The organism is Pseudomonas sp. HP_12 (assembly GCF_055283955.1).
In genome coordinates, this window is the sequence record NZ_JBTOQG010000056.1 from 200544 (window position 1) to 215029 (window position 14486).

The 14486-nt window shown below is 61.7% G+C and carries 13 protein-coding genes; 8 read left to right on the top strand and 5 right to left on the bottom strand.

All coding sequences use genetic code 11. The features are described 5' to 3' along the window. Positions 1-141 precede the first annotated feature (141 nt). Entirely contained in the window at positions 142-621 is a 480-nt protein-coding gene (locus ACYASU_RS22290; protein WP_074893299.1) for an Lrp/AsnC family transcriptional regulator, read from the top strand. 181 nt (positions 622-802) lie between these two features. Here ACYASU_RS22290 and ACYASU_RS22295 read toward each other — a convergent pair whose 3' ends face one another. From ACYASU_RS22295 to ACYASU_RS22310, 4 genes are all read right to left on the bottom strand, one after another. Next, entirely contained in the window at positions 803-1435 is a 633-nt protein-coding gene (locus ACYASU_RS22295; RefSeq protein WP_282367227.1) for an rRNA large subunit pseudouridine synthase E, read from the bottom strand. Between the two features lie 83 nt (positions 1436-1518). Continuing rightward, positions 1519-2982, bottom strand: a complete 1464-nt coding sequence (amn, locus tag ACYASU_RS22300) for an AMP nucleosidase (protein ID WP_065988354.1) — start codon at positions 2980-2982, stop codon at positions 1519-1521. A 93-nt stretch (positions 2983-3075) separates the two neighbouring features. Further along, positions 3076-4722, bottom strand: a complete 1647-nt coding sequence (locus tag ACYASU_RS22305; protein ID WP_463584139.1) for an acyl-CoA dehydrogenase family protein — start codon at positions 4720-4722, stop codon at positions 3076-3078. Between the two features lie 200 nt (positions 4723-4922). Then, positions 4923-6878 carry a sensor histidine kinase gene (locus ACYASU_RS22310; RefSeq protein WP_463584090.1) on the bottom strand — a complete coding sequence of 652 codons (1956 nt, stop codon included), beginning with the start codon at positions 6876-6878 and terminating at the stop codon, positions 4923-4925. Between the two features lie 472 nt (positions 6879-7350). On the opposite strand from ACYASU_RS22310, the gene ACYASU_RS22315 reads away from it, so the two are divergent. The 4 genes from ACYASU_RS22315 to ACYASU_RS22330 all read left to right on the top strand — a co-directional run bounded on the left by ACYASU_RS22315 (position 7351) and on the right by ACYASU_RS22330 (position 10904). Beyond that, positions 7351-8148 (top strand): hydroxymethylpyrimidine/phosphomethylpyrimidine kinase, encoded by a 798-nt coding sequence (locus ACYASU_RS22315; RefSeq protein WP_192173744.1) that lies wholly within the window; start codon positions 7351-7353, stop codon positions 8146-8148. A 23-nt stretch (positions 8149-8171) separates the two neighbouring features. Beyond that, positions 8172-8798, top strand: coding sequence for a thiamine phosphate synthase (gene thiE / locus ACYASU_RS22320; RefSeq protein ID WP_192173745.1), 627 nt, complete (start codon positions 8172-8174; stop codon positions 8796-8798). A gap of 57 nt (positions 8799-8855) precedes the next feature. Then, positions 8856-10139 (top strand): glutamate-1-semialdehyde 2,1-aminomutase, encoded by a 1284-nt coding sequence (gene hemL, locus ACYASU_RS22325; RefSeq protein WP_463584091.1) that lies wholly within the window; start codon positions 8856-8858, stop codon positions 10137-10139. 198 nt (positions 10140-10337) lie between these two features. Next, complete coding sequence (locus ACYASU_RS22330; RefSeq protein WP_282367220.1) at positions 10338-10904, top strand: tetratricopeptide repeat protein; 567 nt, start codon at positions 10338-10340, stop codon at positions 10902-10904. A gap of 6 nt (positions 10905-10910) precedes the next feature. On the opposite strand, the gene ACYASU_RS22335 is transcribed toward ACYASU_RS22330, so the two are convergent. After that, positions 10911-11237: a DUF1820 family protein gene (locus ACYASU_RS22335; protein WP_065988358.1), complete on the bottom strand. Its 327-nt coding sequence runs from the start codon at positions 11235-11237 to the stop codon at positions 10911-10913. Positions 11238-11368: 131 nt separating this feature from the next. On the opposite strand from ACYASU_RS22335, the gene miaB reads away from it, so the two are divergent. The 3 genes from miaB (at position 11369) to ybeY (ending at position 14484) form a co-directional block, all read left to right on the top strand. Next, positions 11369-12697 (top strand): tRNA (N6-isopentenyl adenosine(37)-C2)-methylthiotransferase MiaB, encoded by a 1329-nt coding sequence (miaB, locus tag ACYASU_RS22340; protein ID WP_282367219.1) that lies wholly within the window; start codon positions 11369-11371, stop codon positions 12695-12697. Positions 12698-12959: 262 nt separating this feature from the next. Continuing rightward, on the top strand, positions 12960-13976 hold the full coding sequence (locus tag ACYASU_RS22345; protein ID WP_463584092.1) for a PhoH family protein: 1017 nt from the start codon (positions 12960-12962) through the stop codon (positions 13974-13976). Continuing rightward, positions 13969-14484, top strand: coding sequence for an rRNA maturation RNase YbeY (gene ybeY, locus ACYASU_RS22350; protein ID WP_463584093.1), 516 nt, complete (start codon positions 13969-13971; stop codon positions 14482-14484). The genes ACYASU_RS22345 and ybeY overlap by 8 nt, the downstream gene beginning before the upstream one ends. Positions 14485-14486: the final 2 nt, after the last annotated feature.

Sequence of the window (14486 nt, forward strand, 5' to 3'; positions counted from 1 at the left end):
TCCGGGCAGTGATTCTGGTTAAAAGAATAGGCTTTGGCGGACGACACAGGATTGCGAATATTGCTGACGAAAACACCACTTGCGCAATAATTCACTTCAGATGAATAATCCTGCGCAATCCATTCAATAAAGGCGCTTATCGTGAGCAAGCTCGACAGATATGACTTGAGTATTTTGGCCGAGCTGCAAAAGGACGCGCGCATCTCTAATCAGGAACTGGCCGAGCGGATTGGCCTGTCGCCCTCACCCTGCTCGCGCCGCGTCAAACAGCTGGAAGACGACGGTTATATCGTGGGTCAGGTCGCGCTGCTGGACCGCAAGAAGCTGGGCCTTAGCCTGACGGCTTACGTGCTGATCGGCATGGATCGCCACACGCCCGACCGCTTCGAGAATTTCGAGCAGCACATCCGCAACCTGCCGCAGGTGCTGGAATGCAGCCTGGTGACCGGCATCGACGCCGATTACCAACTGAAGGTCGTCGTCCCGGACATGGATCACTATCAGAAATTTCTGCTCGGCCATCTGACCCGCATCGACGGCGTGACCAGCGTGCGCTCCAGCTTCGTGCTCAATCAGGTACTGGCGAGCACCGAACTGCCGCTGGTGCATTTGCGCGGCTGAAGCGCGTCCGCGCAGGTACAGGTTTTTGTGAGAGCGACCGGGGTGCCGATCTACCCTGCTCGCGAAGAGGCCCGTTAAGACGCTGAATAACCGCCGGTAGAGATGACGCCTTCGCGAGCAAGCTCACTCCCACAATGGAACTCAGCAGCATTCGAATTCGGGTCTTGCTGCAGTTCTTCAATCAAAGCTTCGCTGGCACTTCCCGCCACTGCCCCTGATCCAGCCCATCAAGGCTCCAGTCGCCGATCCGCACGCGGACCAGTCGCAACGTCGGCAGGCCGACTGCCGCGGTCATCCTGCGCACCTGGCGGTTTCGGCCTTCCTTGATCACCAGCTCCAGCCAGCTCGTCGGCACGCTTTTGCGAAACCGCACCGGCGGGTTGCGCGGCCAAAGCTCCGGTTCGTCCAGTTGTCGGGCCTGTGCGGGCAGCGTCGGGCCGTCGTTCAATTCGACGCCGTTGCGCAGCTTCTGCAGTTGCTCTTCCGTCGGCTCACCCTCTACCTGCACCCAGTAGGTTTTCGCCAGCTTGTGCTTGGGGTCGGCGATGCGCGCCTGCAATTGGCCGTCGTTGGTCAGCAGCAGCAAGCCCTCGCTGTCGCGGTCCAGGCGCCCGGCCGGGTAGATGCCGGGGATGTCGATGAAATCCTTGAGCGTCGCCCGGCCTTCGCCATCACTGAACTGGGTCAGCACGTCGAAGGGTTTGTTGAACAGAATCAACCGCGGTTCGGCGGGCGGTGCTTTGGCGACACGCCGGGGCGCGCCCGTGCGATCAGGCGAAGGACGGCGGGAATCGGGACGTTGGTGGCGGGGCATGGGAAACCGGTAAAAAAATGACAGAAACAGAAAGAGCCACTTTAGTGGCCCTTTCGTTGAACGCCTAGCGCCTTAACGGAGCCTTATCGGAACGGCGGTTCGTCGAAGCTGCGCAGCTTGCGCGAGTGCAGCGAGTTGAGCTGCGTGCGCATCAGGTCCAGCGCGGCGATGCCGATCTTCAAATGCTGGGTGACCGCACGCTCATAAAACGCGTTGGCCGAACCCGGCAGCTTGATCTCGCTGTGCAGCGGTTTGTCCGAGACGCAGAGCAAGGTCCCGTAAGGCACCCGAAGGCGATAACCCTGAGCGGCGATGGTGCCGCTTTCCATGTCCACCGCCACGGCTCGGGACAGGTTGATCAGCGGCCGTTCCTGGGCCCAGCGCAGTTCCCAGTTGCGATCGTCGTAGGTCAGGACCGTGCCGGTGCGCAGACGCTTCTTCAGATCGTCGCCGCGTTCGCCGGTGACTTGGGCGGCTGATTCCTGCAACGCCAGTTGCACTTCGGCCAGCGCCGGGATCGGAATGTTCGGCGGCAGCACGCGATCAAGAATACCGTCTCGACGCATGTAGGCGTGGGCGAGCACGTAGTCGCCGATGGTCTGCGACTGACGCAGGCCGCCGCAGTGCCCGATCATCAGCCAGCAATGGGGACGCAATACCGCGAGGTGGTCGGTGATGTTCTTGGCGTTGGACGGGCCGACGCCAATGTTGACCAATGTCACGCCATGGCCGTCTTCGGCGATCAGGTGATACGCCGGCATCTGGTAGCGGTGCCAGACCACACCGGAGACGATGGCCTGGGCTTCGCCGTAATCCATGCTCTTGTCGACGACGACGTTGCCCGGCAGGACCATCTTCACGAAGCGCGGGTCATCGCGCAGTTTTTCCAGGCCATGCACGATGAACTGGTCGACGTAGCGGTGGTAGTTGGTCAGCAGGATCCACGGCTGAACATGGCGCCAGTCGCTGCCGGTGTAATGCACCAGACGGCGCAGCGAGAAATCCACACGGGCGGCGTCGAACAACGCGAGCGGCAGCGGATCGGTGTTGGCCCAGTCGTACAGACCGTCGGCGATGCCATCGGTGGCGGCCGACAAATCGGTGCTCGGGAAAACGCGGGCCAGTGTCGCAGCGGTGACGCCGGTCCCGGCCAGCTCATCGCCCTGCTCAACCACGTAGGGGTAGGGGATGTTCTGCTCGCTGACGCCCACTTCCACCGTCACGGTGAAGTCGTTCATCAACGGCACAAGTTGTTCGAGCAGGTATTTGCGGAACGCCGCCGGGTGGGTGACGGTGACACTGTAAGTGCCCGGCAACTGAACCTTGGCGTAGGCGCGGGTGGTCAGCGGCACTTCACCCTGGCAGTGGTAGGTCAGACGCAGCTCGGGGTAGCGGAATGTCAGACGCTCGGCGGCAGTAGGTTCGACGCGGTCTTTCAGGTAGCGCTTGAGCGCCTGGCTCAAGGCGGTGGTTGCCCGTGCGTGCAGCTCAGCGAGCCGGTCAACGGCGTGTTCGGCAGTTTCTACGACAATGAAAGCTTCGGTCACGATGCATATCCTTCTTATCTTGCAAGCGCATATCTTGCCTGCAACAGATGACGAAGGCACGATTTGCCTGCAGCCGACGCGGCAATGGACGCGTTATACCTGCGGCGATGACCGCGCGACCAGCGCCTGGACATCCACCCCGCGCGGCAAGGCGCCGTAGACGCGCCCCGGCCGTTCCAGGCGTCCGGCAATAAACCCGTCGCTGACCACTGCATTGCCCGCTTCCAGCAGCAGTTTTGCCTGCAGCGCGACGGCGATGTCTTCGGTCAGTTGACGGGCGCGGTACTGGATGTCGCTGGTGTCCTGAAATGCCTCTTTCAAACCATGAATATGCGCGGCCAGTCGCTTGTCGCCATGACCGTCGCCCAGCTCATCGAACAAAGCATCCAGCACGCCGGGCTCTTTGGACAGCGCGCGCAGGACGTCCAGGCACTGCACGTTGCCGGAACCTTCCCACGTCGAATTGACCGGCGCCTCACGGTAAAGGCGCGGCAGGATGCTGTCCTCGACATAGCCTGCACCGCCCATGCATTCCGCCGCTTCGTTGATCATTGCCGGCGCGCGCTTGCAGATCCAGTACTTGCCCACCGCCGTTACGAGTCGTGCGAAACGGGCTTCGTGGCCGTCATCCAGACGCTCCAGCGAGCGTCCCATGCGCAAGGTCAGTGCGAGGGCCGCTTCGCTTTCCAGCGCCAGATCGGCGAGCACGTTTTGCATGAGCGGCTGCTCGCTCAGCACACGACCGCTGACGCTGCGGTGGGCGCAATGGTGCGCGGCCTGGGTCAGCGCCTGACGCATCAGCGCGCTGGAACCGGTCATGCAGTCGAATCGGGTCATCGCCACCATTTCGATGATGGTCGGCACGCCGCGCCCTTCCTCGCCCACCATCCAGGCCAGAGCGCCGCGGAATTCCACTTCGCTGGAGGCGTTGGACCAGTTGCCCAGTTTGTTCTTCAGCCGCTGTATGTAGAACGCGTTGCGGGTGTCGTCCGGGCGATGGCGTGGCAGCAGGAAACAGGTCAGGCCCTTGTCGGTCTGCGCCAAAGTGAGAAAGGCGTCGCACATGGGCGCCGAACAAAACCATTTGTGCCCGACCAGTTCGTAGGCGTGACCCGGTCCAGGCTGGCCGACCGGATAGGCCCGGGTGGTGTTGGCGCGCACGTCGGTGCCGCCCTGCTTCTCGGTCATCGCCATGCCGATGGTCGCACCAGCCTTATGCGCGATGCCGACGTTGCGCGGGTCGTAGTGGGTGGCGAGGATCTTCGGCAGCCAAGTCTCGGCCAGGTCCGGTTGAAGACGCAGCGCCGGCACGCTGGCGAAGGTCATCGTCAGCGGACACCCGCTGCCTGCCTCGGCCTGGGTGTGCAAGTAGCTCATCGCCGCGCGGGCCACGTGGGCGCCTTCCCGGGGATCGGTCCACGGCAGCGAAGGGATGCCGTGTTCGACCGCCGTCTGCATCAGTTGGTGATACGCCGGATGAAATTCCACGAGATCGATGCGATGGCCGTAGCGATCATGGCTGGCGAACACCGGTTTGTTCTGATTGGCGAGGAAACCCGCTTCCATCAACGGGCCACCAGCCAGTGCGCCATAGGCATCGATTCGGTCCCGTGCCCAACCCGCGCCGAAGCGCTGCGACCACTCTTGCAGCGGCAGGTCGATGCGGTACAGGTTGGTGCCGTCCAGAGAAGGCGGCTGATTGGTGACTTCGTGGGTCTCGGCGAACTGATGCAGGTTGATGCGCTGGTCCATGAGGCGACTCCGGTCCGGGCAGCACGCGGCGGTCGTGCAGATGACCTAGTGAATCACGCACCCCGCACCGGCGACAGCGCCATAAAAGACGAAATCACGGCGGTTTTGCCTTGTCGATGGCTGGCATCAGAGTTGATGCACATCCCGCTGGATGCACGGCCCATGTAGGAGTGGCCGGGGTGGCGCTCCTACACCATTTGCGTCGCGATCTGCACATCCAGGCTCAAGCGGAACTGGCTGCCGTTGCCCGGCTCGGATTGATGGCTCAGGCGCCCGCCCTGCAACTCAATCAACTGTCGGCAAATCGCCAGACCGATACCCAGCCCGCCGTATTCCCGCGTCGTCGAGCCATCCACCTGGAAGAAGTTGGCGTACAGCGTTTCTTCATCAAGACGGCTGAAGCCGATGCCGGTGTCGATGACGTCGATCACCAGCCGCACGTGCTCGGCGTCTGGGCGCTGGCCATTGACGCGGATTCTGATCGAACCGGTCTTGGTGAACTTGATCGCATTGTCCAGCAGGCACTCCAGGCACTGGCGCAACTTGATGCCGTCACCGTGCAGGCTGTCCGGCAGCGTCTCGTCCAGTTCCACACTGAACGCCAGCGCCTTGCTGCGGGCCAGCGGTTCGAAGCCACTGCGCAGCTGAAACAGCACATGACGCAGGCTGAATGGCTCGTTGCGCACGGTGATGCGGCCCGCTTGCAGTTCAGTCAGCGTGAGGATGCCGTTAACGATGCCCATCATGTTTTGCGCCGAGTCGGCGGCGGTCTGGCGATACAGCTCGATCTCGCTGTCGGCCACGTCCATTTGCATCAACTCCAGCGAACCGATCACGCCGTTCATGGGCGTGCGCAGTTCATGGGTCAGCGTGGCGAGAAACTCGTCCTTCAACCGGTTGCTCACGGCCAATTGCTGGTTGAGGGTTTCAAGCCCCTGCTGCGATTCCGCCATGATCTGCGCCTCGCGCTCACGCATGGCATTGATGCGGTCGGCCAGCGCCAGCGACAGCAACGCCACCTCGATCACCGAGCCGATCTGGCTGGCGTACATGGTCCAGAAGTTGTTGGGCAGATGCCCGAGGAGCATGGTCGCGTTGACCACTCCGCCGATCAGAAACGCCGACCAGCCGATAATGAAATACCGCGCGACCCGCCGCCCCTTGAACCACGCCGCCAGCCCGATCAGCAGCACCACCGGCGTGAACAGCAAGACCAGCCCCGTCACCAGCCGCAGCGCTACGCCGTAATCCATGCTCAACGCGAGCGCCATGATCACCGCAGCGCAGACCATCATCACCAGAAGCGGCACATCCAGCCAGCGACCGAGGCTCGGCGTCTGCAGGAATTTACGGGTGAACTGGCTGGCAAACAGGATCGCGGCAGCAATCAGGAAAGTGGTCGAGGTATTGGCCCACCAAGGGTTGTCGGGCCAGAAATACTCGATCGCCGCGCCATTGACCGACACCTGATACAGGCCGAAGAAGGTGATGTAGAGGATGTAATGCAGGTAAGCGGTGTCGCGCACGCTCAGGTAGATGAACAGGTTGTAGACCAGCATCACCGCCAGCACGCCGTAAATCATGCCGAGGATGTACAGGCGCGACGGCTGCTCTTCTATATACGCATGACTGGCCCACAGATTGAGCGGCGCCTGCACCGAGCCGTGACTGGCGACGCGCAGGTAAACGGTTTTGGTCTCGTGGGCGTTCAGGTTGAGATCGAATACGTAGTTGTTCTGCTTAATCTGCCGGCTGGCAAATGGCAGCATGTCGCCGGTCTGCCAGGCCAGACTGGGGCGCGCGTCGCCGTTGCCGAGGTACAGATCGACGTGGTCCATCGGCGGGTAGGCGAGTTCGAGCAACCAGTCGGCGGACGCCAGCGGGTTGGCGGGACGATAGGTCAGTCGCACCTTTAGCCAGAACGCCGAGCGCGAATACCCGGCGTTGAGCGACGGACCGGCAAGCGGTTTGAAGCGTGCAGCGCCCTCGGGAGATGAGACTTGCTGGATGGTCGCATCGCCGGTGGGGTCTTCGAACACCTGGGTGTCGCGCCCCAATGCAAGGGTGCGGGTGTTTTCATCGAAGTCCACGGCGCTGGCGAACATCGGCAACAGGCAGAACAGCGCAATCAGCACCAGGCGCATGGGTCACCGCCTTGGCACTGATGACGGGCGCGAGCCGCCGTGGAATCGTGGGACGGCTTCGCAATTCTGCGAGCGACCGCTGTATGGGTCGAAAGGGTCAGCGGGCAACGCACTTGCATTTACTCTTTTGGCGGAACAGATGAAGCGCCACAGGATAGCGATTGATAGCTCGATGACACCATCTAAATCTGTGTATCGGGTGAGACCGGTTCGTTCACATGCAGGACTGGCTTTGGCCGGATTGCCAAGCAGTACAGGCTGATCGCAATGCACCTGGTGGGACCGGCTTTAGCCGGGAAGACGTCAGGCGTCTCGCTGCAAAATCAATGGTGAACGCACCGGCCCCCTTCCCGGCTGAAGCCGGTCCTACTCACAGCAGGCGTCCTGCCGCAAAATGATTGTGTTTGCACCGGCCCCTTCCGGGCTGAAGCCGGTCCCACTGGCAAAAAGTTTAGTGGTAAGCTCGCGCACCATGAATATCTATAGCTCCCGCCCTGTTGTCCTCTGTCTCTCCGGTCACGACCCCAGTGGCGGCGCCGGCTTGCAGGCGGATATCGAAGCCCTGCTTGCTCAGGGTTGCCACGCCGCTCCCGCCGTCACCGCCCTGACCGTTCAGGACACCGTGAACGTCACTGACTTTCGCGTGCTGGACCGCGAGTGGGTGCTGGCGCAAGCCAATGCCGTGCTCAACGATTCCACCGTCGCGGCAGTGAAGCTGGGGATGTTGGGTTCGCTGGAGATGGTCGACACCGTCGTTGAACTGCTGGCCGCGCATCCGCATCTGCCCATGGTCTGCGATCCGGTGTTGCGTGCCGGTGGCGGCGGTCGGCTGGGCAAGGACGAAGTGGGTTACGCCATGCGCGAGCGTCTGTTGCCACTCGCCACCATCGCCACGCCAAACCTGCCGGAAGCCCGTATCCTCGCCGAACTGCCTGAAGGCACCGCCGATGAATGTGCCGAAAAGCTGCTGCCGTTCTGCGAGCACTTGCTGATCACCGGCGGTCATGGCGATGAGCACGAAGTTCACAACCGTCTGTACATCCGCGGCGGTCAGTCACGCACCTTCACCTGTCAGCGTTTGCCGGGCAGCTATCACGGCTCCGGCTGCACACTGGCCAGCGCCCTGGCGGGAAGACTGGCGCAGGGCCAGGACCTGATCGGCGCTGTGCAAATGGCGCTGGACTACACTTGGCGCACGCTGCGCGATGCCGAACAGCTGGGCCGGGGACAATTCGTTCCGCGCCGCCTGCCGCTGGATTTCTGCTCGTAACGCCACGAAAAAGAGGCACCCTGATGAGATTACGTGGCTTGTATGCCGTGACCGACAGCCAGCTGTTGGCCGGTAAATTCCTGTCTTACGTCGAAGCCGCCCTCGATGGCGGCGTGACCCTGCTGCAATACCGCGACAAATCCGGCGACGAGACCCGCCGCCTGCGCGAAGCCTCGGCGCTGCTCAAGCTGTGCGAGCGCTACAAGACCCGTCTGATCATCAACGACGACGCCGAAGTGGCCGCGCGCCTGGGCGTCGGCGTGCACCTTGGGCAAACCGACGGCTCGCTGCCTGACGCCCGCGCCCTGCTCGGTCACAAAGCCATTGTCGGCGCGACCTGCCACGCACAGCTGGAACTGGCCGACAAGGCCAAGACCGACGGCGCCTCGTATGTCGCCTTCGGACGCTTCTTCAATTCCCAGACCAAACCCGGCGCGCCGACCTGCAGCCTCGACCTGCTCAGCCAGGCACGCAAACGCATCAAGCTGCCCATTGCGGTGATCGGCGGCATCACCCTGGAGAACGCTGCGCCGCTGGTGGACCACGGCGCCGATCTGCTGGCCGTCGTGCACGGGCTGTTCGGCGCTGAAACCACTCAGGAAGTTACGCGCCGCGCCCGGGCTTTCAACGATTTGTTCAAACCCGCCTGATTCTGCATCAGGACGGTTACGCACTCATTCATTCCCGATTCAAACAGAGACCTCATCATGTCCCGTTCTGAAACCCTGTTCGCCAACGCCCAGAAACACATCCCCGGCGGCGTCAATTCACCGGTCCGCGCGTTCAAAAGCGTGGGTGGCACGCCGCTGTTCTTCAAACACGCGGTCGGTGCCTACGTCACCGACGAAGACGACAAGCGTTACGTCGATTACGTAGGCTCGTGGGGCCCGATGATTCTGGGCCACAGTCATCCGGACGTGCTGGATGCCGTGCGCAAGCAGCTGGAACACGGGCTGTCGTACGGCGCACCGACCGCGATGGAAACCGAGATGGCCGATCTGGTCTGCTCGATTGTGCCGTCGATGGAAATGGTGCGCATGGTCAGTTCCGGCACTGAGGCGACCATGAGCGCGATCCGTCTGGCGCGCGGTTTCACCGGCCGGGACAGCATCATCAAGTTCGAAGGCTGCTACCACGGCCACTCCGACAGCCTGCTGGTGAAAGCCGGTTCCGGCGCGCTGACCCTGGGCGTGCCGAGTTCGCCCGGCGTACCGGCGGCCTTCGCCAAGCACACGCTGACCCTGCCGTTCAACGACATCGACGCGGTCAGAACGATGCTCGCTGACGTCGGCCAGGAAGTGGCGTGCATCATCGTCGAGCCGGTGGCGGGCAACATGAATTGCGTGCCGCCTGCGCCGGGTTTCCTGCAAGGCCTGCGCGAGGCCTGCGACGAGCACGGCGTGGTGCTGATTTTCGACGAAGTGATGACCGGTTTCCGCGTCGCCCTCGGTGGGGCGCAGGCGTATTACGGCGTGAAACCGGACCTGAGCACGTTCGGCAAGATCATCGGCGGTGGCATGCCGGTCGGCTGTTTCGGCGGCAAGCGCGAAATCATGTCGCACATCGCGCCGCTGGGCCCGGTGTATCAGGCCGGCACGCTGTCGGGTAACCCGCTGGCGATGGCGGCGGGTCTGACCACCCTGCGCCTGATCAGCCGCCCGGGTTTTCACGACGAACTGACTGCGTTCACCACACGCCTGCTGGAAGGCCTGCAACAGCGCGCCGACGCCGCCGGCATCCCGTTCGTGACCACCCAGGCGGGCGGCATGTTCGGCCTGTACTTCAGCGACGCCAAAGAAATCGTCACCTTCCAGGACGTGATGACCAGCGACGCCAATCGCTTCAAACAGTTCTTCCACCTTATGCTGGAAGGCGGCGTGTACCTGGCGCCAAGCGCGTTCGAAGCCGGCTTTACCTCGATCGCCCACGGCGACGCAGAGTTGCAGCAGACGCTGGACGCGGCGGAAAAGGCATTCGCCCAACTGAAATGACGGGTAGACAGGGCGCAACGGATTGCGCCCGCGTATCTACAGGCTACTCAACCGCCCTGAATTCAGGCCAATCAAGCCCGCGCAGCAGAAAATCAGTAAAGACTTTGTAAGGTTGCCCTCGCTTATTTCATAATGCGCAGCCAGCACGTTTCGCTGGACGGGCATGCCCGCACCTTTTTCAGAGGTAAGTCGACTTCCATGAATCGCACCGGCCGCACCCTTGCATTGGGCTGCCTGTTGCTTCTTCATCCCCTGCTGGCTAATGCAGGTGGCAACTCGTTGTTGATCCCGGCGGTGGGTCGTTGCACCCTCAATACCCAGCCAGACAACCTGCCAGCAGCGTTGTCCGCTTGTCAGCAGGCGGCTCAGGATGGGGATGCGCAGGCGCAATACGAGTTGGGGGAGTTCTACTACGAGGGCAAAAGTGCGCCACGTGACTTGACCCAGGCACTCAATTACTTCGAAAAAGCTTCGTTGCAGGGGCACGCCCAGGCGCAGTACCAGCTGGGCTTGATGTTCTTTCGTGGCGAAGGGGTGCAGGCCAACAACATTCAGGCGTATATCGTGCTGAAGATGGCGGCGGTCAACGGTTCTGAAGATGCGCTGGATCAGGCGGACGAAGTGTCCGCGCAAATGAAGCGCGAAGATCTCGACGTGGCCACCCAAGTGCTGGGGCAGATCTTCCGCAAATACCTGCTGGAGCTGCAGACCGCTGAAGGACGCACGCCGTTTGCGCCCTTCCCTGCCGACAGCGACAAGCCTTGATCTGAATTACTTGTCCGGCATGGGCATCGGAAACGGCATGACGTTGCCGGTGTGACGCGCCTCGGTGATCTTCGCGGTGCCCATACGCTCCACTTCATCGATCCGCACGATCGAGTGCATCGGCACGAAGCTGCGCACTACGCCATCGAACTGCGCCTTGAGCTTCTCTTCGCTGGGGTCGACCACGACGGTGGTGCGCTCGCCGAAGACGAATTCTTCCACTTCCAGAAAACCCCACAGATCACTCTGATAGATCTGTTTGGCGTACATCTCGAACACCTGTCCCTGGTTGAGAAAAATCACCTTGTAGATTGGAGCTTCGCGTTTGGTCATAACAGGCAGGCAGTGATCAGCGTTTTGAAAAGGGCGCGAACTATAGCATGCCGCTGGTTAGACGACGCTAGGAAGCCGGGGCTCGCATCCCTATAATGCGCGGTTCTTTGAATCACCTGATGAACCCCCGCATGGCCAAGAAGCTTTACATCGAAACCCACGGCTGCCAGATGAACGAGTACGACAGCTCGCGCATGGTCGATCTGCTGGGCGAACATCAAGCACTGGAAGTCACCGCACGGGCGGAAGACGCTGACGTCATCCTGCTCAACACCTGCTCGATTCGCGAGCGGGCGCAGGATCGGGTGTACTCCCAGCTTGGCCGCTGGCGCGAATTGAAGCTGGCAAATCCGGAAATGGTCATCGCCGTCGGTGGCTGCGTGGCGAGTCAGGAAGGCGCGGCCATCCGCGATCGTGCGCCGTACGTCGACGTGGTGTTCGGCCCGCAGACCCTGCACCGTCTGCCGGAAATGATCGACGCGGCGCGCATCACCCGCCTGCCCCAGGTCGACGTCTCGTTCCCCGAAATCGAAAAATTCGATCACCTGCCCGAGCCCCGTGTCGATGGCCCGAGCGCTTATGTGTCGGTGATGGAAGGCTGCAGCAAGTACTGCACGTTCTGCGTGGTGCCTTATACCCGTGGCGAAGAAGTCAGCCGGCCGTTCGACGACGTTATCAACGAGGTGCTTCATCTGGCTGAGAACGGCGTGCGCGAAGTGACACTGCTGGGCCAGAACGTCAACGGTTATCGCGGCACCACCCACGACGGGCGCCTCGCTGACCTGGCCGAACTGATCCGCGTGGTCGCCGCCATCGACGGCATCGACCGCATTCGGTACACCACTTCGCACCCGCTGGAGTTCTCCGACAGCCTGATTCAGGCCCACGCCGAAGTCCCGGAACTGGTGAAGCATCTGCATCTGCCCGTGCAATCAGGTTCCGACCGGATTCTCGCGGCCATGAAACGCAATCACACGGTGCTCGAATACAAGTCACGCCTGCGCAAGCTGCGCGCGGCGGTACCGGACATCTGCATCAGCTCCGACTTCATCGTCGGCTTCCCGGGCGAAACCGAGAAGGATCACCTGCAAACCATGAAGCTGGTGGAAGACGTCGGCATGGATTTCTCCTACTCCTTCGTCTACAGCGCGCGTCCCGGCACACCCGCGGCCGATTTGCCCGACGACACGTCGGAAGAGGTGAAGAAGGAGCGCCTCAAGCAGCTGCAGGACCTGATCAACCGCCAGGGCCTGGACATCAGCCGCAAGATGGCCGGTACCGTGCAGCGCATTTTGGTCACCGACTATTCGAAGAAGGACCCCGGCGAACTGCAGGGCCGTACCGAAAACAACCGGATCGTCAATTTCCGCTGCGACAACCCCCGGCTGATCGGCCAGTTCGCCGATGTCTATATCGACAGCGCCCAACCCCACTCGCTGCGCGGGTCGTTGTTGCAATAAGCCAAAGCGCCCCAATCTAATCGCCACGCATGATGTCTATGCGCAGGCCCTCGCGCTGAATCTGCTGTCGGACAGCCGCCATACGTCGGCTTCACCGGCGCACGATTCAACTCGCAGGCCCGGCGGGCTGTCTGTTATCGGCTGCCCCGCCGGGCGTCTGCGCAGCTCATTTATCCATTCGTGAGTGAACCCTTCCTGACACTGCCTGCAGGGGTTATCCTTCACGTCACTTCACATTGCCGTCGGGCGGCCCAAAACCACTTTGAACGCACCTATCGAACCACATCGCTTCAGCCTCGAACCTATCGAGGCTCACCGCTTCGCCAATCTGTGCGGGCAATTCGACGAGCATTTGCGCTTGATCGAACAGCGCCTGGACATCGAGATCCGCAATCGCGGAGGCCAGTTCGAGATGATCGGCGAGCGCAAACAAACCACCTCGGCAGAGAACCTGTTGCGCCGGCTGTATCGGGAAACGAAAGCGACCGAACTGTCACCGGACATGGTTCATCTGTTCCTGCAGGAATCCGGCGTTGAAGAGCTGGATAACCACCCTGCTGCCGAAGTCGGCGTCGCTCTGCGTACCAAGAAAGGCATGATTCGCCCCCGTGGCTTGAATCAGCAGCGGTACGTGAAGGAAATCCTCGCCAACGACATCAACTTCGGCATCGGCCCGGCCGGTACCGGCAAGACTTATCTGGCCGTGGCCGCTGCGGTTGATGCCCTTGAGCGCGAGACCATCCGCCGCATCCTGCTGGTGCGTCCTGCCGTGGAAGCGGGCGAAAAGCTCGGCTTCCTGCCCGGCGACCTGTCCCAGAAAATCGACCCGTACCTGCGCCCGCTGTATGACGCGCTGTACGAAATGCTCGGTTTCGAATATGTCGCCAAGTTGATCGAGAAGCAGGTGATCGAAGTCGCGCCGCTGGCGTACATGCGCGGTCGCACCCTTAATAACAGCTTCATCATTCTCGACGAGAGTCAGAACACCACCGTCGAGCAGATGAAAATGTTCCTGACCCGTATCGGCTTCGGCTCCACCGCCGTGATCACCGGTGACGTCACCCAGATCGACTTGCCCAAGGGCACTAAATCCGGTCTGAACCACGTCATCGACGTGCTCAAGGACGTGCCGGGCATCAGCTTCACCCACTTCAAGCCCAAGGACGTCGTGCGCCATCCGTTGGTGCAGCGCATCGTCGAAGCCTACGAGCGCTACGAGGAACGCAACGACAATCCGGTCGCTCCCCAGGGTTCACGGGACACCCGCCGCGATGCTTGAGCTGGATCTGCAACGTGCGAGTCAGGCCAGCGCCCCGAGCGAAGCCCAGTTCCGCCTCTGGTGTGAAATGGGCCTGCGCCAGCGTTCGGCTGACTCGGAACTGACCATTCGCCTCGTCGACGAAGCCGAAGGCCGAGAGCTGAACAACACGTGGCGGCACAAGGATTACGCCACCAACGTGTTGTCATTTCCCGCCGACGTCCCCGACGAGATGCTGGACATCCCGCTGCTGGGCGATCTGGTCATCTGCGTGCCTGTCGTCACCCGTGAAGCCGCTGAACAGGGCAAGTCATCGGACGCTCATTGGGCGCATCTGGTGATTCATGGCTGTCTGCATCTGTTGGGCTACGATCACATCGATGACGACGAAGCCGAAGAGATGGAAGCGCTGGAACGGGAGTTGCTTGCAGAGCTTGGCTATCCGGATCCTTACGCCGACGACGAATCTGTCGACATCACTAATTCCGACACACCCCATTTAGAAACATCAGCCAAGGACCACGAGTAAGG

What these genes read in the sequence shown, in the direction of transcription:
- ACYASU_RS22330 (WP_282367220.1), top strand. Translation starts at nt 10,338, where the DNA reads ATGAATCGCACCGGCCGCACCCTTGCATTGGGCTGCCTGTTGCTTCTT.
- ACYASU_RS22335 (WP_065988358.1), bottom strand. Translation starts at nt 11,237, where the DNA reads ATGACCAAACGCGAAGCTCCAATCTACAAGGTGATTTTTCTCAACCAG.
- miaB (WP_282367219.1), top strand. Translation starts at nt 11,369, where the DNA reads ATGGCCAAGAAGCTTTACATCGAAACCCACGGCTGCCAGATGAACGAG.
- ybeY (WP_463584093.1), top strand. Translation starts at nt 13,969, where the DNA reads ATGCTTGAGCTGGATCTGCAACGTGCGAGTCAGGCCAGCGCCCCGAGC.
- ACYASU_RS22295 (WP_282367227.1), bottom strand. Translation starts at nt 1,435, where the DNA reads ATGCCCCGCCACCAACGTCCCGATTCCCGCCGTCCTTCGCCTGATCGC.
- thiE (WP_192173745.1), top strand. Translation starts at nt 8,172, where the DNA reads ATGAGATTACGTGGCTTGTATGCCGTGACCGACAGCCAGCTGTTGGCC.
- ACYASU_RS22310 (WP_463584090.1), bottom strand. Translation starts at nt 6,878, where the DNA reads ATGCGCCTGGTGCTGATTGCGCTGTTCTGCCTGTTGCCGATGTTCGCC.
- hemL (WP_463584091.1), top strand. Translation starts at nt 8,856, where the DNA reads ATGTCCCGTTCTGAAACCCTGTTCGCCAACGCCCAGAAACACATCCCC.
- ACYASU_RS22315 (WP_192173744.1), top strand. Translation starts at nt 7,351, where the DNA reads ATGAATATCTATAGCTCCCGCCCTGTTGTCCTCTGTCTCTCCGGTCAC.